The sequence below is a fragment of the Litoreibacter roseus genome (assembly GCF_009811795.1).
Classification (GTDB): Bacteria; Pseudomonadota; Alphaproteobacteria; order Rhodobacterales; family Rhodobacteraceae; genus Litoreibacter; species Litoreibacter roseus.
In genome coordinates this window covers 221,413-243,739 of sequence record NZ_BLJE01000004.1, presented here as the reverse complement: position 1 = coordinate 243,739, position 22,327 = coordinate 221,413, and the positions used below count along the sequence as shown (strand labels likewise).

Annotated in this window: 26 protein-coding genes; 11 read left to right on the top strand and 15 right to left on the bottom strand. The window is 57.3% G+C overall.

Features of this window, described 5'->3' with window-relative positions:
• Positions 1–21: 21 nt before the first annotated feature.
• From acpS to folK, 7 genes are all read right to left on the bottom strand, one after another.
• On the bottom strand, positions 22–435 hold the full coding sequence (gene acpS / locus KIN_RS17265) for a holo-ACP synthase (protein WP_159809406.1): 414 nt from the start codon (positions 433–435) through the stop codon (positions 22–24).
• Positions 432–872, bottom strand: a complete 441-nt coding sequence (locus tag KIN_RS17260; RefSeq protein WP_159809404.1) for a hypothetical protein — start codon at positions 870–872, stop codon at positions 432–434. The genes acpS and KIN_RS17260 overlap by 4 nt, the downstream gene beginning before the upstream one ends.
• Positions 869–1,612, bottom strand: coding sequence for a pyridoxine 5'-phosphate synthase (locus KIN_RS17255; RefSeq protein ID WP_159809402.1), 744 nt, complete (start codon positions 1,610–1,612; stop codon positions 869–871). Before KIN_RS17255 ends, KIN_RS17260 begins: the two co-directional genes overlap by 4 nt.
• A gap of 87 nt (positions 1,613–1,699) precedes the next feature.
• On the bottom strand, positions 1,700–2,353 hold the full coding sequence (locus KIN_RS17250; RefSeq protein ID WP_243144974.1) for a DUF2062 domain-containing protein: 654 nt from the start codon (positions 2,351–2,353) through the stop codon (positions 1,700–1,702).
• A gap of 43 nt (positions 2,354–2,396) precedes the next feature.
• Entirely contained in the window at positions 2,397–4,520 is a 2,124-nt protein-coding gene (locus KIN_RS17245; RefSeq protein ID WP_159809398.1) for a RelA/SpoT family protein, read from the bottom strand.
• Positions 4,521–4,550: 30 nt separating this feature from the next.
• Positions 4,551–4,904, bottom strand: coding sequence for a DNA-directed RNA polymerase subunit omega (gene rpoZ, locus KIN_RS17240; RefSeq protein WP_159809396.1), 354 nt, complete (start codon positions 4,902–4,904; stop codon positions 4,551–4,553).
• A gap of 70 nt (positions 4,905–4,974) precedes the next feature.
• The gene (gene folK / locus KIN_RS17235) at positions 4,975–5,574 is read right to left on the bottom strand and encodes a 2-amino-4-hydroxy-6-hydroxymethyldihydropteridine diphosphokinase (RefSeq protein WP_159809394.1); all 600 of its coding nucleotides are present in this window, start codon (positions 5,572–5,574) and stop codon (positions 4,975–4,977) included.
• A 98-nt stretch (positions 5,575–5,672) separates the two neighbouring features.
• Between folK and KIN_RS17230 the strand changes: the two genes are divergently transcribed.
• The 7 genes from KIN_RS17230 to rnhA all read left to right on the top strand — a co-directional run bounded on the left by KIN_RS17230 (position 5,673) and on the right by rnhA (position 10,260).
• Entirely contained in the window at positions 5,673–6,236 is a 564-nt protein-coding gene (locus tag KIN_RS17230; protein ID WP_159809392.1) for a LabA-like NYN domain-containing protein, read from the top strand.
• Positions 6,237–6,474: 238 nt separating this feature from the next.
• On the top strand, positions 6,475–7,122 hold the full coding sequence (locus tag KIN_RS17225) for a VPLPA-CTERM sorting domain-containing protein (RefSeq protein ID WP_159809390.1): 648 nt from the start codon (positions 6,475–6,477) through the stop codon (positions 7,120–7,122).
• A 77-nt stretch (positions 7,123–7,199) separates the two neighbouring features.
• Positions 7,200–8,150 (top strand): 4-hydroxy-3-methylbut-2-enyl diphosphate reductase, encoded by a 951-nt coding sequence (ispH, locus tag KIN_RS17220; RefSeq protein WP_159809388.1) that lies wholly within the window; start codon positions 7,200–7,202, stop codon positions 8,148–8,150.
• The gene (locus KIN_RS17215; RefSeq protein WP_159809386.1) at positions 8,147–8,761 is read left to right on the top strand and encodes a LysE family translocator; all 615 of its coding nucleotides are present in this window, start codon (positions 8,147–8,149) and stop codon (positions 8,759–8,761) included. The genes ispH and KIN_RS17215 overlap by 4 nt, the downstream gene beginning before the upstream one ends.
• A complete protein-coding gene (locus KIN_RS17210; RefSeq protein ID WP_159809384.1) occupies positions 8,758–9,228 on the top strand; it encodes a DUF3429 domain-containing protein in 471 nt (156 codons plus the stop codon). Before KIN_RS17215 ends, KIN_RS17210 begins: the two co-directional genes overlap by 4 nt.
• Positions 9,225–9,815 (top strand): class I SAM-dependent DNA methyltransferase, encoded by a 591-nt coding sequence (locus KIN_RS17205; RefSeq protein ID WP_159809382.1) that lies wholly within the window; start codon positions 9,225–9,227, stop codon positions 9,813–9,815. Before KIN_RS17210 ends, KIN_RS17205 begins: the two co-directional genes overlap by 4 nt.
• Positions 9,808–10,260, top strand: coding sequence for a ribonuclease HI (gene rnhA, locus KIN_RS17200; RefSeq protein WP_159809380.1), 453 nt, complete (start codon positions 9,808–9,810; stop codon positions 10,258–10,260). The genes KIN_RS17205 and rnhA overlap by 8 nt, the downstream gene beginning before the upstream one ends.
• Before the next feature lie 494 nt (positions 10,261–10,754).
• Here rnhA and fmt read toward each other — a convergent pair whose 3' ends face one another.
• From fmt to def (KIN_RS17180), 4 genes are read right to left on the bottom strand one after another with little or no spacing between them, the layout of a single operon-like run.
• Complete coding sequence (gene fmt / locus KIN_RS17195) at positions 10,755–11,654, bottom strand: methionyl-tRNA formyltransferase (RefSeq protein ID WP_159809378.1); 900 nt, start codon at positions 11,652–11,654, stop codon at positions 10,755–10,757.
• On the bottom strand, positions 11,651–12,145 hold the full coding sequence (def, locus tag KIN_RS17190) for a peptide deformylase (protein ID WP_159809376.1): 495 nt from the start codon (positions 12,143–12,145) through the stop codon (positions 11,651–11,653). The genes fmt and def (KIN_RS17190) overlap by 4 nt, the downstream gene beginning before the upstream one ends.
• Positions 12,142–12,594, bottom strand: coding sequence for a peptide deformylase (gene def / locus KIN_RS17185; protein WP_159809374.1), 453 nt, complete (start codon positions 12,592–12,594; stop codon positions 12,142–12,144). Before def (KIN_RS17185) ends, def (KIN_RS17190) begins: the two co-directional genes overlap by 4 nt.
• Positions 12,591–13,109: a peptide deformylase gene (gene def, locus KIN_RS17180; RefSeq protein WP_174239140.1), complete on the bottom strand. Its 519-nt coding sequence runs from the start codon at positions 13,107–13,109 to the stop codon at positions 12,591–12,593. The genes def (KIN_RS17185) and def (KIN_RS17180) overlap by 4 nt, the downstream gene beginning before the upstream one ends.
• A 96-nt stretch (positions 13,110–13,205) precedes the next feature.
• Here def (KIN_RS17180) and KIN_RS17175 point away from each other — a divergent pair, with 96 nt between their 5' ends.
• Complete coding sequence (locus tag KIN_RS17175) at positions 13,206–14,375, top strand: MalY/PatB family protein (protein ID WP_159809370.1); 1,170 nt, start codon at positions 13,206–13,208, stop codon at positions 14,373–14,375.
• A 103-nt stretch (positions 14,376–14,478) separates the two neighbouring features.
• Positions 14,479–15,438, top strand: a complete 960-nt coding sequence (locus KIN_RS17170) for an L-malyl-CoA/beta-methylmalyl-CoA lyase (protein WP_159809368.1) — start codon at positions 14,479–14,481, stop codon at positions 15,436–15,438.
• A 14-nt stretch (positions 15,439–15,452) separates the two neighbouring features.
• On the opposite strand, the gene KIN_RS17165 is transcribed toward KIN_RS17170, so the two are convergent.
• Positions 15,453–16,289, bottom strand: a complete 837-nt coding sequence (locus KIN_RS17165; protein WP_159809366.1) for an AraC family transcriptional regulator — start codon at positions 16,287–16,289, stop codon at positions 15,453–15,455.
• A gap of 120 nt (positions 16,290–16,409) precedes the next feature.
• Here KIN_RS17165 and KIN_RS17160 point away from each other — a divergent pair, with 120 nt between their 5' ends.
• A complete protein-coding gene (locus tag KIN_RS17160; RefSeq protein WP_159809364.1) occupies positions 16,410–17,372 on the top strand; it encodes an acetyl-CoA carboxylase carboxyltransferase subunit alpha in 963 nt (320 codons plus the stop codon).
• Here the strand turns inward: KIN_RS17160 and KIN_RS17155 are convergent, their stop codons facing one another.
• The gene (locus KIN_RS17155; protein ID WP_159809362.1) at positions 17,373–17,981 is read right to left on the bottom strand and encodes a pyridoxamine 5'-phosphate oxidase family protein; all 609 of its coding nucleotides are present in this window, start codon (positions 17,979–17,981) and stop codon (positions 17,373–17,375) included.
• Positions 17,978–18,721, bottom strand: coding sequence for a lysophospholipid acyltransferase family protein (locus tag KIN_RS17150; protein WP_159809360.1), 744 nt, complete (start codon positions 18,719–18,721; stop codon positions 17,978–17,980). Before KIN_RS17150 ends, KIN_RS17155 begins: the two co-directional genes overlap by 4 nt.
• Before the next feature lie 178 nt (positions 18,722–18,899).
• Between KIN_RS17150 and KIN_RS17145 the strand changes: the two genes are divergently transcribed.
• On the top strand, positions 18,900–19,709 hold the full coding sequence (locus KIN_RS17145) for a zinc-ribbon domain-containing protein (protein ID WP_159809358.1): 810 nt from the start codon (positions 18,900–18,902) through the stop codon (positions 19,707–19,709).
• A 2-nt stretch (positions 19,710–19,711) separates the two neighbouring features.
• Here the strand turns inward: KIN_RS17145 and KIN_RS17140 are convergent, their stop codons facing one another.
• Complete coding sequence (locus KIN_RS17140; RefSeq protein WP_159809356.1) at positions 19,712–22,315, bottom strand: TIGR02302 family protein; 2,604 nt, start codon at positions 22,313–22,315, stop codon at positions 19,712–19,714.
• Between the last annotated feature and the right edge of the window lie 12 nt (positions 22,316–22,327).

The window sequence follows — 22,327 nt, the reverse complement described above, 5'->3', positions numbered from 1 at the left end:
TGCGGACTGCCCGGGCGCGAGTCAACCCGAAGCGGCAACCTCTGGCCGAGCCTCGATCACAACAAATGCTTGTGCCCAAGGGTGATCATCCGTGAGCGTGACATGGATAACAGCTTCGTGTCCGGCCGGTGTCATATCGGCAAGCCGTTCAGCCGCCCAACCAGTGACCTTCATGACCGGTTGGCCGGTTTCCAGATTGCTCACCGCCATATCCTTCCATGATATCCCCATGCGCAATCCCGTGCCCAACGCCTTGGAGCACGCTTCCTTTGCGGCCCATCGCTTGGCGTAGGTGCCAGCCACGTCTTTGCGGCGCTCGGCTTTGCGCTGCTCTGTCTCCGTGAACACCCGATTGCGGAACCGATCCCCGAACCGATCAAGCGTGTCGGAGATACGTTCGATGTTTGCAAGATCCGTGCCGACCCCCAGTATCATTCGAGGGACGCCGTGATATCGCCAGTCGCCTGATTGATCACAACACTCAGCTGTCGATCAAGAAACTCGAACCCATCAAATGTCTGGGCGGGCATTGTTACGGTCAGACCGACAGCGGGATCATAATCGGAATGTACCCGGTCAAGGTTAAGGCCACCAAACCCCAGCGTTTCAACCGGCGATATGCGGCGACATTGACGTCGACCGAGCGTGTCACGAGGCGGGGAAAGAACCACGAGATAAACCGACCCGGCAGCAGGTTCAATCGTATCGATCACCACAAGGCGCACATCTCCATTCGCGTAAGTCCGCGTGAACTTGTCCCAAGGCTCAGCAACGTTAGTGACCTGCATACGCGTATCGCAGCGCGCGATATCCATCGCGGCCACGGACAATGGGCAGAACGCAACCATGACGAAAAAGATCAGGCCTTTCACGCCCGCGCCTCATCCATCAGACGGCGCATTTCAGCAATCGCGGGTGTCAGGCCCCGGAAAATAGCCTCTCCGATCAGGAAATGACCGATGTTGAGTTCGCGCACTTCGGGGAATGCCGCGACTGGCGGGACTGTATCGTAGGTCAGACCATGGCCTGCATGCACCTCCAGGCCCAATCCGTGCGCAAACGCGGACATCTCACGAAGCCGCTCAAGCTCCGTGTCCCGCTCATCAAACCGTTCTTCGGCATGGGCATCACAGTAAGCACCCGTATGCAATTCGACGACTTCCGCGCCGATGCGTGCTGCTGCTTCTATCTGCCGACGATCTGCAGCAATGAAAATTGACACCCTACATCCAGCGTCCCGCAAAGGGGCGATGAAGTGCGCAAGTCTGTTTTCTTCGCGTGCAACCTCCAGTCCACCTTCTGTTGTCCGCTCTTCACGCCGTTCCGGCACAAGACAAACGGCATGCGGTTTATGGCGCAACGCAATTGCCTGCATCTCGTCGGTGGCGGCCATCTCAAAGTTGAGGGGAACGGTCAGCGTGTCCGTCAACGCTTCAATATCGCCGTCTGTGATATGTCGGCGGTCTTCACGCAAGTGCGCCGTGATCCCGTCCGCGCCAGCATCCTCCGCCAGTTTCGCAGCTCTCACAGGATCAGGAACGGCACCACCGCGGGCGTTCCGAACGGTCGCAACATGGTCGATATTGACCCCAAGTCTCAGCTTTTCTGACATTACGAACACCCCAACTGCACATCACTTCCCTAGACATATCATTCCGGCACGAAGCCGCAACGCTATGGAATGCGTCGTTCCGCTTCTCTATTCAATCGGCGCGGTGTCTTTGGCTTTCTTTGCGAGTTGCTTGGCGCGTATTTCATCGAACTTTGCTTTAAGCCGCCCCCGCCTACGGTTTTGGTAGACCGTAATCAGTGGAACACTGAGATAGTAACAGATCGTCGCGGCAATCAGTCCGGGGATAATACCGCCGATCATGTAAGGGAAGAAAACTTCGTCATAAAACCGCCCGAGACGCGCCCAATCCGCGACGTCGTCGGTAAAGATGGCATAGAAATTGTCTTTCAGTTCCCGGGCGGCGCCCGTGAATTGATAGGCAAGATTCATATCATCCTGAAACTTCGTTCCGAGAATGAAATGGCCAGTCTTCAGCGAGATGATCCCGATAGGCAGATAGGTCAGCGGATTGCCGAAAAAGGTCGCCATCAGCGAGGCGACAATATTTCCCCGCATGACGGTTGCAAGGACCGCTGCGATCACAAAATGAATTCCGTAAAACGGTGTGAACGTCGTAAAGACGCCCGCGAAAATCCCGCGAGATATCTTGCGGGGACTGTCGGGCAGACGCCGTACCCGGTGTTTTACGTAGTAAAATGCGCGCGCCCACCCGCCTTGCGGCCAGAAGAGGTGCAGGGCCCAGAGGGCCCAGCTTTTTGGCGTGCGGCGCTTGAACACCAAGGTACTCATCCTGTTCACATGCGCGGCCCGAAAGTCGCGCGGGTTACGGTTTGCGGCTCATATCGCGATGCCGCTCAAGTGATGCGACATCCGTATCCGCCTCGATCGCCGTCATGACGGCGTGCAGATGTTCCGCGTCACGCACATCCACATCAACCAAAAGGCGAAAATAGTCCGGCTTTCTGTCAATGAAGTGTAAATCGGAGATATTTGCCTTTTGTTCCCCGATCAATGTGCAGATACGTCCCAGTACACCGAAATCATTACCAATCGTTATATTCAGTGACACGGGATTTTCCGCGCCATGCTGTCCTGCATGCCAATGTAGATCAATCCAGCGATCTGTCTCTTCTTCAAGTTCGACCAAGGCATCACATGCGATCGCATGAACGAAGACACCGTCGCCCTTGTGCTTGATCCCAACGATCCGCTCCCCCGGCACAGGCTGACAGCAGGCCGCCCGTTTGACACCGACATCCTCCGGCAGACCAACCACTGCCCGGTTGGCATCCACCTTTGGGCCGCCCGTCTTCTCGGCGAGTTCCGGATATATGGCGTTGACAACCTCGCGGGCGGAAATTTCGGTAGACCCAACGAGCTCCAGCAGTTGCAAGGTGTTCTGCAGGCTGAGTTCTTTTGCCGCCGTTCTCAGCGCTTTATCGGTCGCCTTTTTACCCACATGCTCAAACGCGACCCGCACCAGTTCCTGCCCCAACTTAATAAAGCGGTCCCGATGCTCTTCGCGCAGCGATTTGCGGATGGCCGATTTGGCACGCCCTGTCACCGCGATGTCGATCCATGTGGGTTGAGGTTTTTGACCCTCGGCGGTGATGATCTCGACAGATTGACCGTTGCGCAGCCGCGTCCAGAGTGGCACCCGCAGTGCATCCACCTTCGCGCCGACACAAGAATGGCCGATCCGCGTGTGAATGGCGTAGGCAAAATCCAGCGGTGTCGCCCCCCGCGGCAGCTTCACAACCTCGCCCTTCGGCGTGAAGCAGAACACCTGATCCGAATACATCTCGAGCTTCACGGTTTCCAGAAAATCATCGTGGTCTTCGGCCTGATCGAACCGCTCCGTCAGACTTGCAATCCAGGTTGTCGGATCCACGGCGAACGGGTTTTCTACGCGCTCCCCGTCCCGGTAGGACCAGTGAGCCGCAACGCCAGCCTCCGCGACCTCGTGCATTTGGCGGGTTCGGATTTGCACCTCGACCCGCTTGCCGTCACGCCCCGATACAGTGGTATGTATGGATCGATAACCGTTGGTCTTGGGTTGACTGATATAGTCCTTGAAGCGACCTGGCACTGACCGCCACCGTCTGTGGATTGCCCCCAGAACGCGGTAGCAATCGTCCTCTGTCGCAGTAATGACGCGGAACCCATAAATATCGGAAAGACGGGAGAACCCCTGGCTCTTCTCTTCCATCTTGCGCCAGATGGAGTAGGGCTTCTTCGCCCGGCCCGATACGTCGCCGTCGATCCCCGAGCGATCAAGCTCCGACCGGATATCATCCGTGATCTTCGGCACGACGTCGCCGGTTTCCCGCTGCAGCGTAATGAAGCGGCGAATGATCGAGGCCCGCGCATCCGGTTTCAGAACGCGAAACGACAGGTCTTCCAACTCCTCCCGCATCCAGTGCATCCCCATGCGACCCGCGAGCGGTGCATATATGTCCATCGTCTCGCGTGACTTCTGAACCTGTTTTTCCGGACGCATGTGTTTGATCGTGCGCATGTTGTGAAGGCGGTCGGCCAGCTTGACAAGAATGACCCGAAGGTCTTTCGACATCGCCATAAACAGCTTGCGGAAGTTCTCGGCCTGCTTGGTCTCATTGCTGGACAATTGCAGGTTGGTCAGCTTGGTGACGCCATCGACAAGCTCTGCAATCTCGGCCCCGAACATCCGCTCGATCTCGGCGAAAGTCGACTTGGTGTCCTCCACCGTATCGTGGAGAAGTGCCGTGATGATCGTCGCATCATCCAGACGCTGCTCGGTCAGCAGCGCAGCGACTTCAACCGGATGCGTGAAATAGGGCTCACCCGAATGGCGGGTCTGCCCTTCATGCATAAGGCCGCCATAGTCATAGGCGGCCCGCAGCAAATCTTCGTTGGTTTTCGGATTGTACGTGCGGACCAGACTGATCAGATCATCGACATCAATCATTCAACGGTCTGCCCATCGTACAGTCGGCGCTTACTTTGGCTCTTGCGCTTCCATCAAAGCCCGCAAGAGCTTCTCTTCCGACATATCGTCTTCTGCAGGCTTGTCCTGCTCGACGCCCATCAGAAGCGCCATTGCGTCTTCTTCCGGCTCGTCCACCTCAATTTGGGTCTGGTTGCTTTCGATCATGCGTTCGCGCAATTCGTCCGCCGTCTGGGTTTCTTCAGCAATCTCACGGAGAGAAACGACAGGATTCTTGTCGTTGTCCCGATCTACCGTAATGGAGCTACCTGACGCAATCTCGCGCGCACGGTGCGAGGCGAGCATCACAAGGTCAAACCTGTTCGGGACTTTATCAACGCAGTCTTCAACCGTCACACGGGCCATAAGAGACTCCAATCATCGAATGGGAATATCAAAGGCTGCAGATACGCCCTCAAAGATCGATTTACAACAGCTAAAACCCAAATGTGTATGGCTTTATCGCGTCTTTTGACTGCTGCGGAAGGGCATCCAGCATGGCTTGGGCCGTTTTACCGGTGATTGGATGGCGCCAAGTCCGGGCGATATCACAAAACGGGACAAGCACAAATGCGCGCTCCGCCATGCGCGGATGCGGAAGCACAAGCTGATCAGGTGTCTTTTCGATTTGGTCGTCCAGAGGAAGCCCCGCCCAGGCCTGCGCGGTTCGCAAATCGGGCAGCACGATATCCTCGAATGCGAGGAGGTCGAGATCGAGTGTCCTAGCCCCCCAACGTTCGGCACGAACGCGCCCGAATTCGGCCTCAATACTATGTAAATTGGGCAGCAGTTCGGCTGGCTTTAATCTGGTCGCCACATTTACAACTGCGTTCACAAAGTCCGGACCGGAGCCCGCCGGAAAGGCCGGAGTGACGTAGAAACAACTTGTTGACGTAATCGAAACCGAGGCGCTGTCCAAAGCATCAAGTGACTGACTTAGCGTGACAAAAGAGGAGCGTAAGGATGACGTGGCGTTAGCGCCAAGCGCAATATATACAGAAGTATACTGTTCGAGGCGGGGACAGGGTTGCGGCATTGCTTTTAATCCTTATGGTCCCGCAGCGGTCGCGCCTGAGATGTCCACTCACACACTCACGGTTCTATCAGTCGCGTCTCTTATGGGAAGGACTATAAATGTTTTACAAAGACGAACGGCTTGCGCTGTTCATTGACGGCTCAAATCTCTACGCAGCCGCCAAGTCTTTGGGGTTTGATATAGATTACAAGCTCCTGAGGCATGAATTTATGCGACGCGGCAAAATGCTGCGTGCATTTTACTATACTGCACTGCTTGAAAACGATGATTACTCTCCGATCCGGCCTCTTGTGGATTGGCTTCACTACAATGGATTTACCATGGTGACGAAGCCCGCCAAGGAATATACGGATCGCGAAGGCCGGCGTAAGGTCAAGGGGAACATGGATATCGAATTGACGGTCGATGCCATGGAACTTGCGCCGCATGTGGATCACATCGTGTTGTTTTCAGGCGACGGCGACTTTCGTCCGCTGATCGAGTCGATTCAACGCAAGGGGGTGCGTGTCTCGGTGGTTTCCACGATCCGTTCAAACCCACCCATGATCTCTGACGAATTGCGCAGACAGGCCGATAATTTCATCGAACTGGACGAATTGCGCGACGTGATTGGCCGCCCGCCCCGCGAAGGCGACAGCGGCAACGACAGTCACGATAGCTAAAACTTGACTAAAAGGCATCGCGTCCGCCTCACTTGAGGCGGTGCGATGCTTCACCCTGTCTATTAGCGTCGGAGGACCCAAGGGCAGGCAATTGACCAGTCGAAGGGTATCTTGCCCCTATGCAGCAACCGGCAGGTTTGGGCTCAAATCACACAAATACAATGCGTCCGTTGACTCAATCGGGCACGCTAACCAACACTTTCACTGTTAGCTCGTTTTATCTTGAAAGTGATGCCTTATGAAAATCCTTATTCCCTTTTTCCTTTTCACGGTGGCAGCAGCCCCCGCAGCCGCAGCAACATTCACGTATGATGTGGTCGTGACTGTCAGTGATGACTTGTCTCCACCGCCCTTCGATGATGTTCCCGAATTCGACCTGCCCGACGTCGGCACCACGGGCACAGTCACGGTTGCTCTCGACAGTACAATCTTCGATGGCTCACCTCTGATCCCCGAAGAAACTCAAGATATCTCCAGCATACTGTCAGTGTCTGCGACAATCGGCGATTTGACGACCGATCTTTCGGAGCCCGCGATCCTCCCCTTTTTGTTCGACTCCGGTTTCAGGCTGGCGAATGGCGCGTTTTCGGCAATCGACATTTTTACCTCAACACCATCTGAGTCCGCTGCACTTGCAGGCGGGTTTTCCTTCACAGCCCCGGACGGCGTGGCAACGCCCACAACGCTATCGGATGTCTTGGCCATACTGGGCGATGAAGGTACGGGTCTTGTGTTTTCGTTCAACGGCGACATCAATGAGGAATTCGTCCAGTTTGCCGCTGAAATAGCGCCCAGCGTTCCGGCAATCCCCCTTCCGGCCGGGTCCGCACTTTTGCTGACAGGTCTTGCCGCGTTCGGGGTCGCCCGAGGTAAGCAAAAAGCCTGAACTTTCACACCCGCGCCCCAGCGACACTGGACCTTGGGCGCGGGAATGGCTAGCTCTGGGATACGCAGGAGTGTCCTATGACCAAGCCACCTCTTACCCTTTATCTTGCCGCCCCGCGCGGGTTTTGTGCTGGCGTCGACCGGGCGATAAAAATCGTGGAAATGGCGCTCGAGAAATGGGGCGCACCTATCTACGTGCGCCATGAAATCGTCCATAACAAGTTCGTCGTGGATGGCCTCCGTGCCAAAGGCGCTGTTTTCGTGGAAGAGCTGGAAGATTGCCCCAATGATCGGCCGGTGATTTTTTCCGCGCATGGTGTACCAAAGGCCGTCCCCGCCGAAGCGTCAAAACGTCAGATGATCTATGTGGACGCAACCTGCCCGCTGGTTAGCAAGGTTCATATCGAGGCGGAGCGACATCATCAGAACGGACTACAGATGGTCATGATTGGCCATGCGGGCCATCCGGAAACCGTCGGAACCATGGGACAGTTGCCCGAAGGCGAGGTGATCCTCGTAGAGACACCTGAAGACGTATTGCACATCACCCCACGCGATCCTGACAAGTTGGCTTTCATCACTCAGACCACGCTGTCGGTCGATGATACCGCAGACGTCGTTGCAGCACTTCAAAGTAGGTTTCCCGCAATTGTCGGGCCCCATAAAGAGGACATCTGCTACGCGACGACAAACCGGCAGGAGGCCGTCAAGGCAATGGCTGCAAAGACCGATGCAATGCTGGTGATCGGCGCACCGAACTCCTCAAACTCCAAACGGCTGGTTGAGGTCGGCGCGAAAGCAGGGTGCTCATACGCGCAGCTCGTTCAGCGCGCGGACGACATAGACTGGCGTGCGCTGGAAGGCATTGACAGTATCGGGATCACCGCCGGCGCGTCGGCGCCTGAGGTTTTGATCAATGAGGTTATCGATGCCTTTAAGTCAAAGTTCGACACGACCGTGGAAATCGTCGAAACCGCTGTCGAAAATGTTGAGTTCAAAGTTCCCCGTGTCCTGAGAGAGCCTGCATGATCTCCCTTCAGTTTCTGGCCACCGCCTTCGTTGTCGTGATCGCACCGGGCACCGGGGTGCTTTATACACTGTCCCTCGGTCTGGGTCAGGGACGTCGAGCGGCCATCTGGGCCGCTTTCGGATGCACTTTGGGGATCCTCCCACACCTTGCCGCTGCAACCTTGGGCGTCGCCGCAATTCTTCATACCAGCGCTTTGCTGTTCAACATCGTCAAATTCGCGGGCGTTGCGTATCTGCTTTATTTGGCGTGGCAGGCCCTGCAAAGCGATGGTGCCTTGGCAATCAGATCAGAACGGACGGGCGATCCGCTCTGGCGCATTGCGCGCCGCGGCGCGCTTATAAACATTCTGAACCCGAAACTGTCGATCTTCTTTCTTGCGCTTCTTCCACCGTTTCTCAGTGGCACACCAGAAAGGGCTACGGCTGAAATGATTGTACTTGGCGCCATTTTCATGGTGCTGACTTTCGCGGTGTTCGTGATCTACGGCATTTTCGCATCCGCTGCTCGGGAAAAAGTTCTATCAAGCATGCGTTTGACGCGCTGGCTCAACAGATCATTTGCGGCTGTTTTTGCAGGCCTCGCCGCGAGACTGGCATTCGAACGCGCATGAGAAAAATTCCGCGCTCCGCCCTGTTGCTTGGTCTGGCTGGTGTTCTGCCGTTTGCGCTGGCCGCCTTTTTGGCGGAGTTCCCGGCGCCGGAAATCGGTGGCGAAGCCTACATTCTGGTTCACCCGAAAGACGCGCCTGCGATACTCTCGGCATATGGCACCGTCATCCTTTGCTTTATGTCCGGCGTGCTTTGGGGCTTTGCAGCAAAAGGCCCGACCGAGCGCGCAACGCGCGGCTATGCGCTAAGCGTCGTCCCGGCGCTCTACGCCTTTTTTCTGACCACGCGCCATCTATTCGGCGTGAAATCAGATGTAGCAGCTATCCAATTCCTGATCGCTGGCTTTATCGGCGTACTCGCATTGGACTACCTCTTCTGGAAACAGGGTGACGCCCCCCCATGGTGGATGGCGCTGCGTGGATTGCTCACCGGTCTCGTCGTGTTCTGCTTGTGGATCGGATTGCCGTGACCGACAAACAAACAATCGATGCCTACAACACCCGTGTGAATGAATACGCTGAACTGACCCAGCGGGATCGTCCGGGCCGGTATCTGAAACGGTTTATGGACCGGCTTGCCCCATCTTCCCACGTGCTCGACCTGGGATGTGGCCCCGGACAGGCGTCCGTACATTTGCTGGCTGCAGGTCATCAGCCTGACCCCGTCGACGCGTCCGCCGAGATGGTCAATCTTGCAAACCGGGAAAGCGGGCTCAACGCGAGACAAGCGACCTTCGACGATATGTCAGGTCATGCTCTCTACGATGGCGTCTGGGCAAATTTCAGTTTGCTTCACGTCCAGAAGTCCGACTTTCCCCGCCATTTGTCCGCGGTCCATGGGGCGCTAAAGCCCGGCGGCCTCTTCCATATCGGCATGAAGCTGGGCGCAGGGGAAAAGCGCGATCGCCTTGATCGGTTCTACAGCTACTATTTAGAGGACGAGCTTTTGGGTCATCTCAGAGACGCGGGGTTCGCCCCCGACCAGATTGACAAGGGCGAAGAGATGGGTCTTGCCGGGGATATAGATCCGTGGATCATGGTCTTGTCCAATGCCTGAGTTGATTGCTTACACAGATGGCGCCTGCTCCGGAAATCCCGGTCCCGGTGGATGGGGCGCGCTGCTCCTCGCGCTGGACGGAGAGAAAGTTCTGAAAGAGCGCGAACTAAAGGGCGGAGAGCCGGAAACCACAAACAACCGGATGGAACTGCTCGCCGCGATTAACGCTCTAGACGCACTTGAGCGTCCCTCAACCCTGACGGTGATCACTGACAGCGCCTATGTGAAAGGCGGCATCACACAATGGCTGCACGGATGGAAACGCAACGGCTGGAAGACATCCACCAAAAAACCCGTCAAGAACGAGGATCTGTGGCGACGTCTCGATGAAGCCACGTCACGACACACAGTGACATGGAAATGGGTCAAGGGACATGCCGGACACCCGGAAAACGAACGCGCGGACGCACTGGCCCGTGCTGGCATGGCACCGTTCAAACGTTAAATGCCAAGGCGTGCTGGGGGCATCGATAGCCGAAACGTGACTAAATGATAGGTGCATAATCCCGATGAGACGCTATACTATCGCAGTATATGTTCAGAAGGAGCGGTTTGATGGTCTCTAAAAGTCTCATGAGAAGCTTCGCGCTTGGCCTCGCACTGATCCTGACATCTCCTGTTGCGCCCACCCACGCGGGATCGTTGGAGCTGAGACACTTAGAAACAGTCTCTGACGATAAACTGGAAAGACGTGGGAAGATCTTCTTCAAGTACTCCATCGGACGACGCGACCGGTTCTATGATCGCCCGAGATACCGCTATAAAGATCGTCGCCACTCGAGCAGAAGGTACTATTACGCACCAGCTCCGCAGCCAGCAAAACCTCTGAAACAACACCGTCTGCCCGGTCGTGGTGGACCGTCGTTCTAGATGAGCGTCACACTGGCCAACTGCTGAAAAAGAGCGCGCGGTCGCGCTCAATTTGACAGCGTCACCCGGCTAATCCAGACGCGCTGGCAACTCCGTTCCCTTAAGGAACTCTAGGGCCGTCATCGCACGTTTACCGTCACGTTGAGCTTCCAGAACTTCGATCGCTCCCGTCCCACAGGCGATGCGAAATCCGTCCAGAACCTTCCCGGGCTGTCCATTGCCGGATGTAAGCTTGCTGCGCAGCAATTTGACCCGCGCCCCATCTACCTCGCACCACGCGCCAGGAAACGGGGACAGCCCGCGAATTTTCCGATCAATTTCCTTTGCTGGCAGAGACCAGTCCACGCGGGCCTCAGCCTTGTCGATCTTCTCAGCGTATGTCACGCCATCTTCAGGCTGCTGGATGGGGGTCAGCACATCGAGCTTTTCCAAGGCTGAAACGATCAGCCTCGCACCCATGTCGGACAGCCGGTCATGTAAGTCGCCGGTCGTCTCTTCCGGACCAATCGGGGTCGCATCGCGCAGCAGAACCGGGCCGGTGTCTAATCCGGCCTCCATTTGCATGATACAAACCCCGGTTTCGGCATCGCCTGACATAATCGCCCGGTGAATGGGCGCAGCACCTCGCCAGCGTGGCAAGAGCGATGCGTGAATATTCAGACACCCGTTGCGCGGTGCGTCCAAAACAGTCTGCGGTAAGATCAGACCATAGGCGACAACAACAGCAACATCAGCATTCAACGCCGCGAACTCTGCCTGCGCCGCTTCGCCTTTTAAACTAATGGGATGCCGAACTGGCAAACCGTGCTCCTCTGCGGCCGCATGCACCGGAGACGGGCGCTCTCTTTTGCCTCGACCGGACCGGCGTGGGGGCTGGCAATAGACCGCAGAAATCTCATGTCCGGCCGAAATCAACGCCTCGAGAACAGGGACCGAAAATGCCGGGGTGCCCATGAAGACAAGCTTCATGACGCCAGCTTCCGCGCCTTCTTCAGCAACATATCCCGCTTGATCTTGCTCAGATGGTCAAAATACATCCGGCCATTGAGATGATCGATCTGATGCTGCACTGAAGTGGCCCACAGGCCCACCAGATCCTTGCGCTCGACAACCCCGTCTCTGTTCAGAAACCTCACCGTGACGGCCCGTGGCCGCTCTATCACTGCCGACACACCGGGCAGACACGGGCTGGCCTCTTCGTGAGTGCTCATCTGAGCCGAGGCATGAAGGATTTCGGGGTTGGCCATCAAGATCGCTTTGCCGCGCTCGTCCGAGGCATCCACAACGGCGAGGCGTTTCATCACACCAATCTGGGGCGCAGCAAGGCCCACGCCGGGCATAGCCTCCATCACCTCGACCATTTCCGCCCAGATTTCACGACTATCGTCAGTGATCTCATCGACGGGCCATGCGGCACGCGACAGACATGTGTTTGGCCACCGAAGAACAGCGCGGGTCATGACGGCACCGGATGATCAAGGATCAGACGACCGTCCAAATGATCCAACTCGTGGCAAACACATGCGGCAGCGAAACCGTCAAACCGCTGCTGCATCCGCGTGCCATTTAGGCCTGTCCAAGCCAGATCAACCCATGCGGGGCGCGCGACACGTCGCGACTGGTCAACGATCGAAAGGCAGGCCTCTTCGTTGATCTGCACCTCGCTCGATTGGTTTTCAATTTCCGGATTTACAAAAGCCTCCGGGCTCATGTCCCCATCCTTCCACGTCGTATCTGTCACGAACACCCGCAGCATGACGCCGATCTGTGGGGCTGCCAATCCTCGCCCGGGCGCAGAATACATCGTCTCGAACATGTCCTCGATCAAGCCATCCAGCAGCGCACCGTTCACTGGCTGGCACACCTCGCGCAACCGAGCGTCCGGGTGTTGAAGAATACTGCGTTTCATCCGCGGGCCAACTCGCGCTTCAGCTTCACCATCTTGCGGGTGATCAATTGGCGTTTCAACGGTTTGAGATAGTCGATGAACAGCTTTCCTTCCAGATGATCGATCTCGTGCTGGACACAGGTGGCCCAAAGGCCGTCGAACGTCTCTTCCTGCTCGGCACCCTCAATGTCCATCCATCGAACGGTTACCTCTGCTGGCCGCTCAACCTCAGCGTATTGTTCCGGGATCGAAAGACAGCCTTCATCGTAGATGTTCTTTTCGTCTGATGCCGCGATCACTTCCGGGTTAAACATGGCAATCGGGCGGGGCGCCTCATCTTCGCCCTTCACGCAATCGAGCACGATCAGGCGTTGCAGAACGCCGACCTGCGGCGCAGCAAGGCCAATACCCGGCGCGTCATACATTGTCTCGAACATATCGTTAGCGAGCGTTCTGAGCGTATCGGACAGGTCGTCCACGGGCGTGGACACCTTCTTCAGGCGTGGATCAGGGTGGATCAGGATCGGAAGCTTCATAAACTCCATGTAGGACAGCCTTGCGAAGGGTGCAATCGCACTTGCGGCCCGCTTCTGCAGCGCTACCCTGCGCCAAAGAGCACCAAGGAGAACCACATGAGCTTTGACACACCAATTGATCGCCGGGGCACCCACTGCGTGAAGTGGGACAAGATGGAGGATCTCTACGGGGTTTCAAAGGATGACGGCATCGCCATGTGGGTCGCCGACATGGAATTTCGCCCGCCTCAATGTGTGCAGGACGCAGTGAAGTCGATGTATGATCATGGAGTCTACGGATATTTTGGCGACGACAGCAAATACCTTGCGTCGATCCAATGGTGGATGCAGGAGCGTCACGACTGGGCGATCAGGCCAGAGTGGATTTTTACGACACACGGCCTCGTCAACGGCACGGCACTTTGCGTTGACACCTACACTCAACCGGGCGACGCGGTTGTTCTTTTTACTCCCGTTTACCACGCGTTTGCCAAGGTCATCAAAGCGAACGGGCGGACGGTGACGGAATGCTTGCTGACCAACACGGATGGACGGTACCAGTTCGATTTCGACGCCTACGATGCGCAGATGACGGGCGCCGAAAAGATGGTGATCCTGTGTTCGCCGCACAATCCGGGCGGTCGTGTCTGGACAAAGGGGGAACTGGAGGGCGTTGCCGCCTTTGCGCGCCGCCACGATCTGGTCCTCGTCTCCGACGAGATTCATCATGATCTGGTATTTCCGGGCAGCCAGCACGTACCGATGGCTCATATCGAGGGTATCGAGGATCGGCTGATCATGATGACTGCGACGACGAAAACCTTTAATATTGCAGGCTCCCACTCAGGCAATGTGATTATCGCGGATGACGCGTTGCGCGCGCAGTTTTCAGCGCGGATGATGGGGCTCGGAATATCCGCGAACTCGTTCGGGCTGCATATGGCGACCGCGGCGTATTCCCCAGCCGGTGCCGCTTGGGCCGACGAGTTGATCACGTATCTTGATGGCAACCGCAAGATATTCGACGACGGCGTCAATGCCATTCCCGGTCTGTATTCCATGCCGCTGGAGGCCACATATCTGGCCTGGGTCGATTTCGCGAATACCGGAATGGAACGGACCGAATTCACCAACCGGGTCGAGAGTTCGGCGAAAATTGCGGTCAATCACGGCCCGACATTCGGCAGTGGCGGGGAAAGCTTCCTGCGGTTCAACATTGCCGCGCCCCGCGCGGTGGTCGAGGACGCTGTGGACAGACTGCAAAACGCGTTTAAGGACATGCAATAGGCACCGTTAGAAAATTGCCGCAGCGCAGCGCTTGCATATATCAAGGTAACATAATAACACAAAAATCAAGCTGAACGACATAAAGTTACGCAAAGGATTCGCGATGAGCTTTCGCCTTCAACCTGCCCCGCCAGCCAGACCCAACCGTTGCCAATTGTTCGGCCCCGGCTCGCGCACTGCTCTGTTTGAGAAAATGGCAAGCTCCGCTGCGGACGTCATCAATCTGGATTTGGAGGACTCCGTTGCGCCCGATGACAAGGCGCAAGCACGGGCCAATGTTATAGACGCGATTGGCGACATCGACTGGAACACCAAGCATCTGTCCGTTCGGATAAACGGTCTGGATACACCTTACTGGTACCGCGATGTGGTTGATCTGCTGGAAAACGCGTCAGATCGGCTGGATCAGATCATGATCCCCAAGGTCGGCAACGCCGCTGATATCTATGCTGTTGACGCTTTGGTGACGGCCATCGAGGCCGCTAAAGGGCGCAAAAAGAAAATCGGGTTCGAAGTCATCATCGAAAGCGCGGCGGGTCTTGCCCATGTCGAGGAAATCGCGGCTTCGTCGGCGCGGATGCAGGCGATGAGCCTCGGCGCTGCCGATTTCGCCGCCTCCATGGGGATGCAGACCACCGGAATCGGCGGGACGCAGGAGAATTACTACATGTTGCAGGATGGTACGCGCCATTGGTCTGATCCGTGGCATTGGGCGCAAGCAGCCATCGTCGCGGCCTGCCGCACCCACGGGGTTTTGCCTGTCGATGGCCCTTTTGGCGATTTTTCGGATGACGAAGGGTATCGGGCCCAAGCTCGCAGGTCCGCCGTGCTTGGCATGGTTGGAAAATGGGCCATCCACCCGAAACAGATTGCTCTGGCCAATGAAGTCTTCACGCCCTCAGACGCACAGGTCGCCGAGGCGCGCGAGATCTTGGAGGCGATGGAAGAAGCCACGAAGAACGGCGAAGGTGCCACGGTCTACAAAGGTCGTCTTGTCGATATCGCCAGCATCAAGCAGGCCGAAGTCATCGTGCGACAAGCCGAGATGATCGGGGCGGCCTGACGCCGCCCCACCTTTCATTTCAACGGAACGCACACATCCGTCAGAAGTGCGTCCGGTTCGACCTCTCGGGGTGAGTTGAGATAGATCTCGATCGGCGGCGCGTTGTCCGGCTCTTCCCCTGAGGTGGGCAACCAGTTGCCATAGAGATGGTCATATGCCGCCTTCAGACCCGCATAGGGGCCCTTGTAGTGCATCACAGCATATTTTCCGCCGCGAATGGTAATCTCATCAAAATCAGCAGGCATGTCCATTTCAGAAGAAACTGCGATGCCCGCATGGCTGCTGAGATCTTCGGCGGCAATCGCATTGGGATCGTCATAGTAAACGCCGACCATGCCCTGCGCCTGTGGCCACAACTCACGCGTGGTAAAGAGCGTCGATGCTTTCTCGAACGTTTTTCCTATCTCTAGGTAGGGCCCGGTATGGGGGATTGCCGCAAGGCGGCGCGGGGGTTGATCAGTGACTTCAACGGGAAACATCGGATATTCTCCTTTTTCGGGTTTCGGCAACGGTGAGCGCAACTCACCGCGATTCCGGAACGCCGCAGGGCTCATGCGATACATCTGGGAGAAGGCGCGCGTGAAACTCTGCGGGCTCTGATACCCACATGCTTTTGCCACCTCCGCGACCGGCCCGTCCTTCTGCACCAGCCAGCATGCCGCACGATGCAGACGGATCCGCCGCGCAGCCGCGGCGCATGTCTCGCCGGTCATCGCATGGAATACTCTGTGCCAATGAAACCGGCTCATCGCCGCGATATCGGACAAGGCGTCCAGTGACAGATCCTCAGTGGGATTGTCATGGATGTAGTCCAGCACCCGCATCAGTCGGTCTTCGTAAGGCCCTTGCATCGCATACTCCCCTTTGGTCGTTCCAAGGGTGGCATGACACGGGCGGGCTTCACAAATCTTGCTGAGTTGCATCCCTCGAAGAGCGCGGCCATATAGGATGCCAATGGGACGGAGCAGGCAATGAAGAACTATCTGGAATTTGAGAAACCATTGGCCGAGATCGAGGGCAAGGCAGAAGAGCTGCGCGCACTTGCCCGTCAGAACGATGAAATGGATGTGGAAAAAGAGGCCAGCGCGCTTGATGCCAAAGCGGAAACGCTTCTGAAAGACCTCTACGCCGACCTGTCACCCTGGCGGAAATGTCAGGTCGCGCGCCATCCCGAACGCCCCCATTGCAAAGACTATATCGAGGCACTCTTTACGGAATACACACCTCTGGCCGGCGACCGTAACTTTGCCGATGACCACGCTGTAATGGGCGGGTTGGCCCGACTTGGTGATAGATCCGTTGTCGTGATCGGCCACGAAAAGGGCCACGACACCAACACCCGGATTGAACGCAATTTCGGCATGGCCCGGCCGGAAGGCTATCGCAAGGCCGTACGCCTCATGGATCTTGCGCATCGGTTCAATCTGCCGGTCGTGACGCTTGTGGACACCCCCGGTGCCTACCCCGGAAAGGGAGCTGAAGAACGCGGGCAATCGGAAGCCATCGCGCGATCCACGCAGAAATGTCTGGAAATTGGCGTGCCGCTGGTTTCTGTCATCATCGGTGAAGGTGGGTCCGGCGGTGCAGTGGCATTCGCGACCGCCAACCGTGTCGCCATGCTGGAACATTCGATCTACTCGGTGATAAGTCCGGAAGGCTGCGCTTCAATCCTCTGGAAAGACGCTGAAAAAATGCGGGAGGCGGCCGAAGCGTTACGGCTGACCGCGCAGGATCTGCATAAGCTCGGCGTCTGCGATCGGATTATCAAGGAGCCCTTTGGCGGCGCGCAGCGTGACCCAAAGGCAGCAATTGAAGCCGTTGGCAAAGCCGTAGAGGCGATACTGGATGATCTGTCAAAGCTGGACGGCCCAGCGCTGATCAAGGATCGACGGCAGAAATACCTCGATCTTGGCGCGCAAGGGTTGGCAGCCTAATCACCACATGGTTTTCGACGCGCGGCCAGCCCATTCCGCATCATAGGTTTCGCCGTCGAAGCTGCCAGATGTCATCTCTTTCAGAATGTCACCGACAGTAGGAAGCTCGGGATTCTGCCCGTCCCATTGCCAGATGCCTGACCGCAAAAGCGCGCGGGCGCATTGAGTGTAGATTTCGGAAATCTGTATGACGATCACGGATCGGGGCATCTGGCCTTTGCGTTCGAATTTTGCAATCAGATCAGGGTCGACGCTAACCCGCCCGGTCCCATTCACGCGGACAACATTGTTCGAGCCTGCCACGATGAACATCAAGGACAGCCGCCCGTCGGCCACGATGTTGCGCAACGAATCCATCCGGTTATTCCCACGCCAATCCGGCATCGCCAACGTCTGCGGATTAAGTTCTAATACGACCGGGCCATCATCGCCGCGAGGTGATCCGTCTGTGCCGTCCGGACCGACGGTCGTCAGGACGCAAAGCTTAGACGCCATGATCCAGTCGCGGTAGAGCGGCGTCATTCGGGCGGCGACTTTGACAAGTGACGCTTCACCGGGTGTTCCATAGAGCGCCTCAAGCGCAGCGATATCTTCGATGTAGTGGGTCACGTCGGCGCCGCCGGGGGGCTAAAACCAGCCTCAACCAAAAGCGCGTCAGACGCCGCTTCGACTTCACCCTCAAGGCGCGCCAGAAACTCTTCCCGTGGTAGGCCAGCCGGAATGGTCGGAAGAAACTCAACCACCGCCGTGCCGGGCTTACGGTAAATGCCGCGGCGCGGCCAAAAGACACCCGCATTTGTCGAGACGGGAACGCAATCATGGCCGAATTGTTCGTAAAGAACCGCCGTTCCGACCTTGTAAGGCATCTTGACCCCAGGTCCCACACGCGTGCCTTGGGAGTAGATCACCAGTTGTCCGGGCAGTTGATTTCCACGCTCGACATCGGCCACCATTTTCGCGATGGCTTGCCCCCGTTTGCCACGGCTGACAGGCACACATCCTATCCGGTAGGCAAATTGCCCAAGAATGGGAGCGTAGAGCAATTCTCGCTTCATGATGAACTTCCCATGGGGAATCTCGCTGTAGATCACGATGATATCGAGGAACGACTGGTGCTTTGCTGCAATCAAAACCTGATCTGTCGGCGGCGTCCCGCGCACCTCTGTTTTCAGGTTTACGATCCACCGGGCTGTCCATCGCACATAGCGGGCGTACGCATGGCAGCCCGCGACAGCGCCGTACGGGCTGAAAATAGCCCAAGGCATATAGATTAAGCCAACAATTGGCATCGCGATGTACATCTGTACGACAAAGATGATCGACCTGATCCATTGCAGCGCGTGTCCCAAATGCATCCCCTTGTCACACTGTTTGGCCCTGATCCCTGTCGCTGATCGACATCCATGTCAATGCAAGTCACAGATGTAGTTGGTTGAAAACACTAATGCTTGGAATAGAGAAAACGTCGCGATATGACTCTCTGAGACAAGTTTTTATGCGGCCGGGGCGGACGCGGGATAGGAAATAATGCGGCTCTCATGTCCGAATTGCGACGCCGAATATGAGGTGGAGGACGGCCTGATCCCGGAAGACGGTCGGGATGTCCAATGCTCAAATTGTACCACAACCTGGTTTCAGCGCCCTGACGCCGCCACGGCCCGCCCAATCGACGGCGAGGATGACGGAGACGCAGAGCCAACACCGGCGCCCGCCGCGACGAACATTCCCCGCCCGAAAACCGATCCCGATGCGCTGAAGGTTATCCACGAAGAGGTTGCCCGCGAAAACAAGGCACGCCAGGCGGAAGCGTCCGGTATAGAGGTGCAGACCGACATGGGGCTTGAAAATCAGCCTGCTGCGGAAACCCCACCGACGCCTAAAAAGGAAGAACCACCGGCTGAGACCACTGCACCCAAGCCACCGATCCCCCCGGTTCCCCCTGTCGTCCCCGCACCGGTGACGATGGCGGAGACGACTGACGAAGATTCAGACGAAAAGCGGCAACGCTTGCCGGATATTGAAGAGATAAATTCGACCCTGCGTGATGCACCCAAGCCATCGCCCGAGGAAGGCCAAGGCAAAGAACTAAGCCGGGTGGACAAGATCGTTCGCCGCCAACGAGGTTTTCGCATCGGGTTTGGCCTGACGCTTATCGCGGCCGTCTTGGTGTTGGCACTCTATGTCTACGCACCACAGCTGTCCCAAAACTTCCCGGATCAGTCAGAGCATTTGACGGGCTATGTCACATGGGTGGATCAGACGCGTGTCGATCTTGAGACGGCTGCGGGCAGGTTGATCGACCAGATCAACGATATGGTCGCAAGTTACACCAGGTAACGTTAGAAGCGATCCAGAAGCCGTTTAAGGTAATCCCGCTCAACCTCGGGACGTTCCTGTTCACCGGACCGGCGACGAATTTCGTCCAGAAGGTCACGGGATCTGCGACGCGCATCCTCGCTTTGCAGCATGTTGTCTTGAGACCCGATCATACCGTCTGAACCCGCTTCGCGGCCCAAAGGATCGCGCTGCTGACGCGAAGGCTGTCCGGCCTGTTGCCCTTGCTGACCACCCTGCTGTTGTTGCTCTTGGGCCAGCGCGTCACCCAGACTGCGCAACCCATCCCGCAGCGCTTCCATGGCGTCCGACTGCGCGCCAAGCGCTTCCGCCGTCTGGTCATCGCGCAATGCCTCTTCGGCCCGATCCATTGCCTCGCCCGCGCGTCCAAGCGCTTCACGCGCCGCGTCGCCTTCCGGCGTGCCTGTACCGGGAAGGTTCTGGCTTTGCCTGCTCAACTCGTTGCGCAATTCGCGCTGACGGTCCGCAAGCGATCCGCCACCCGGGCCTTCATTCTCGGCCTGCTGATTTCCTTCGCCACCCTCGCCTTGTTGCTGATCCTGAGGCTGGCCTTGGCCGCTTTGACCCTCATGGTCCTGCCCCCTACCTTGCCCGCCATTGCGGCCCTCGTTGCCTTGGCTTTCGCCTGCCTGTGCGCCCGGATTGAACTGTTCCTGCAAATCACGGAATGCCTCGTCACTCAGGCCCTGCTGTTCGCGCAGGGTATCCTGAAGACCTTCCATCGCTTGCTGACCCTCGCCCTGCTGACCTTGGCCAGGCTGACCTTGAGCGACTTGCATGTTCTGCATCATCTCCATCAGCTGGGACAAAAGCTGTTCGGCTTCGTCCATCCGGCCCTCTTCCATGAGGCGCTGAATTTCGTCGAGCATCTGCTGCAACTGGTCTTCGGTGACCTCCTGACCTTGCTGGTTCTGAGCCTGCTGCTGCTCGCCTTGCTGACCCTCTTGGGCAAGCTGCTGCATGTAGTCGCGCATGGCTTCGTTCAGCTCTTGCATCAGCTCAGCTATTTCTTCGTCGGTTGCCCCGTTGCGCATGGCGTCAGACAGCTTTTCCTGCGCCTGACGCAGTCGCTCAAGCGCATCAGAAAGACGGCCTTCTTCCAGCAGGATCGCCGCCTGCCACAGCATTTCTGCAAGCTCTTCCTGCTTTTCGACATCCAGACCGTCATATTCGCGCGCCAGATCAAGCCGCGTGATCGCCATTCGCAGGGTCAGGTAAGCCTGTTCGTTTGGAAAAAACCCGTCTGGCTCGTAAGTGATCGCGCGCAGCACCTGACTGACGCGGGTCGCATTCTCGCGGGACCACAGCAAATCGCGCCGTTGCTCAACCACAGCCTTCGCAATCGGCTGGAAGAACCGCCGACCGGGAAGCTCCGTCTCGATGACTTCAATCTCACTTATCTGGTCCGCGTCATCGCGAACCGTGAGATTGAACCTCACGTCAAGATTGGCCCAAGGATGCTGAGCAAGGTTCTCGATTAGAGTTTCGGAAAAATTCGCACGATCCCCGCTGAGCGGCATCGGCAAATCCAGTGTGAAACCTTCACGCGGCTCCGGATCAACGGCCAAACCATACCGACGGTCCAATTGATCAAGGTTAAGTTCAACCTTAGCGTTGCCCGCAGCGACCGCGTAATCGTCAGACGCATTGAAGCTCATCCGCATATCGCCGTTGGGACTGCGATCAATCAGCCCCTGGAACCAGACTTTTGGCGGCGCGTCGGCGGTTGCCGTGATATCCCAGCTTTCGTCCGTGCCCTCGATAGCGACAGTTCCATTCTGTTCGATGGGCAGGGAAAATGCGGTTTGAGGCGCTTCATCTTCTCCGGTCTCAGCAGGCGGAATGCGGCCAGATACGGTCTCAGACAACCCCAGATCGCCAATCTGTCCATAAAGACGAACGGTCAACTGGCTGCCGACCGGCACCGCGATCTGGTCCCGGGTCACCTCATTGAGATATAGCGTCGGCTTATCGGTGTATCGCGGCGGCTCGATCCAAGCCTCCCAAGCGGGGCCAGCCGCGACAGCTTCGCCTGCAAGCTGCGGGCTAAGATCGGACAGCGAGCCGGCCCGCCAAATGCTGCCGAAACCAAGCGCCACGACAAATGCCAGCAACGCCGCATAGCGCAGCGCGTAAGGATCACGGCTGGACAGCCGCAGGTCAGGCGATACGGCCTCAGCCTCGCTGAGCCGCGCTTCCATTCGGCGGACATGGGCATCCCAGACCGCTTGCGATTGTGGATCGTTGTCGCCGATTGCCTGTGTATCAAGCGCGGCAGAGATGGGACGACCCGCCATCGAGCGGTCTAGACGGTCCAATGCCTCGCCCCGCGCCGGTAAGCGGAATGTGCGTAAACCAAACAGCAGTGCGGCGATCAACGCAGCACCAGATGCCAACGTTACGACCCAGACGCCCTCCAAAGACAGCGCGCTTTGAAGATCAAACGCAATCGCGGCAAAGACGACCATCACGACAGCAGCCAACGGCCAGAAGGCCCGCACCAATCGTTCGCTTGTCAGCCCAACCCACGTCAGTCGCAATGGCCATTTCAAGGCCGATACGTCAGGTACACGAGGGTCTGTGGTCATAGAGCGCTCCAG

Excerpts from the sequence above, each read along its gene's own strand:
- KIN_RS17215 (WP_159809386.1), top strand. The coding sequence starts at position 8,147 with ATGATCTCCCTTCAGTTTCTGGCCACCGCCTTCGTTGTCGTGATCGCA.
- def (WP_159809374.1), bottom strand. The coding sequence starts at position 12,594 with ATGAAACGCAGTATTCTTCAACACCCGGACGCTCGGTTGCGCGAGGTG.
- KIN_RS17245 (WP_159809398.1), bottom strand. The coding sequence starts at position 4,520 with ATGATTGATGTCGATGATCTGATCAGTCTGGTCCGCACGTACAATCCG.
- KIN_RS17145 (WP_159809358.1), top strand. The coding sequence starts at position 18,900 with ATGCGGCTCTCATGTCCGAATTGCGACGCCGAATATGAGGTGGAGGAC.
- KIN_RS17210 (WP_159809384.1), top strand. The coding sequence starts at position 8,758 with ATGAGAAAAATTCCGCGCTCCGCCCTGTTGCTTGGTCTGGCTGGTGTT.
- def (WP_159809376.1), bottom strand. The coding sequence starts at position 12,145 with ATGACCCGCGCTGTTCTTCGGTGGCCAAACACATGTCTGTCGCGTGCC.
- folK (WP_159809394.1), bottom strand. The coding sequence starts at position 5,574 with ATGCCGCAACCCTGTCCCCGCCTCGAACAGTATACTTCTGTATATATT.
- def (WP_174239140.1), bottom strand. The coding sequence starts at position 13,109 with ATGAAGCTTCCGATCCTGATCCACCCTGATCCACGCCTGAAGAAGGTG.
- ispH (WP_159809388.1), top strand. The coding sequence starts at position 7,200 with ATGACCAAGCCACCTCTTACCCTTTATCTTGCCGCCCCGCGCGGGTTT.
- KIN_RS17255 (WP_159809402.1), bottom strand. The coding sequence starts at position 1,612 with ATGTCAGAAAAGCTGAGACTTGGGGTCAATATCGACCATGTTGCGACC.
- KIN_RS17230 (WP_159809392.1), top strand. The coding sequence starts at position 5,673 with ATGTTTTACAAAGACGAACGGCTTGCGCTGTTCATTGACGGCTCAAAT.
- acpS (WP_159809406.1), bottom strand. The coding sequence starts at position 435 with ATGATACTGGGGGTCGGCACGGATCTTGCAAACATCGAACGTATCTCC.
- KIN_RS17140 (WP_159809356.1), bottom strand. The coding sequence starts at position 22,315 with ATGACCACAGACCCTCGTGTACCTGACGTATCGGCCTTGAAATGGCCA.
- KIN_RS17175 (WP_159809370.1), top strand. The coding sequence starts at position 13,206 with ATGAGCTTTGACACACCAATTGATCGCCGGGGCACCCACTGCGTGAAG.
- rpoZ (WP_159809396.1), bottom strand. The coding sequence starts at position 4,904 with ATGGCCCGTGTGACGGTTGAAGACTGCGTTGATAAAGTCCCGAACAGG.
- KIN_RS17160 (WP_159809364.1), top strand. The coding sequence starts at position 16,410 with ATGAAGAACTATCTGGAATTTGAGAAACCATTGGCCGAGATCGAGGGC.
- fmt (WP_159809378.1), bottom strand. The coding sequence starts at position 11,654 with ATGAAGCTTGTCTTCATGGGCACCCCGGCATTTTCGGTCCCTGTTCTC.
- rnhA (WP_159809380.1), top strand. The coding sequence starts at position 9,808 with ATGCCTGAGTTGATTGCTTACACAGATGGCGCCTGCTCCGGAAATCCC.
- KIN_RS17165 (WP_159809366.1), bottom strand. The coding sequence starts at position 16,289 with ATGCAAGGGCCTTACGAAGACCGACTGATGCGGGTGCTGGACTACATC.
- KIN_RS17225 (WP_159809390.1), top strand. The coding sequence starts at position 6,475 with ATGAAAATCCTTATTCCCTTTTTCCTTTTCACGGTGGCAGCAGCCCCC.
- KIN_RS17170 (WP_159809368.1), top strand. The coding sequence starts at position 14,479 with ATGAGCTTTCGCCTTCAACCTGCCCCGCCAGCCAGACCCAACCGTTGC.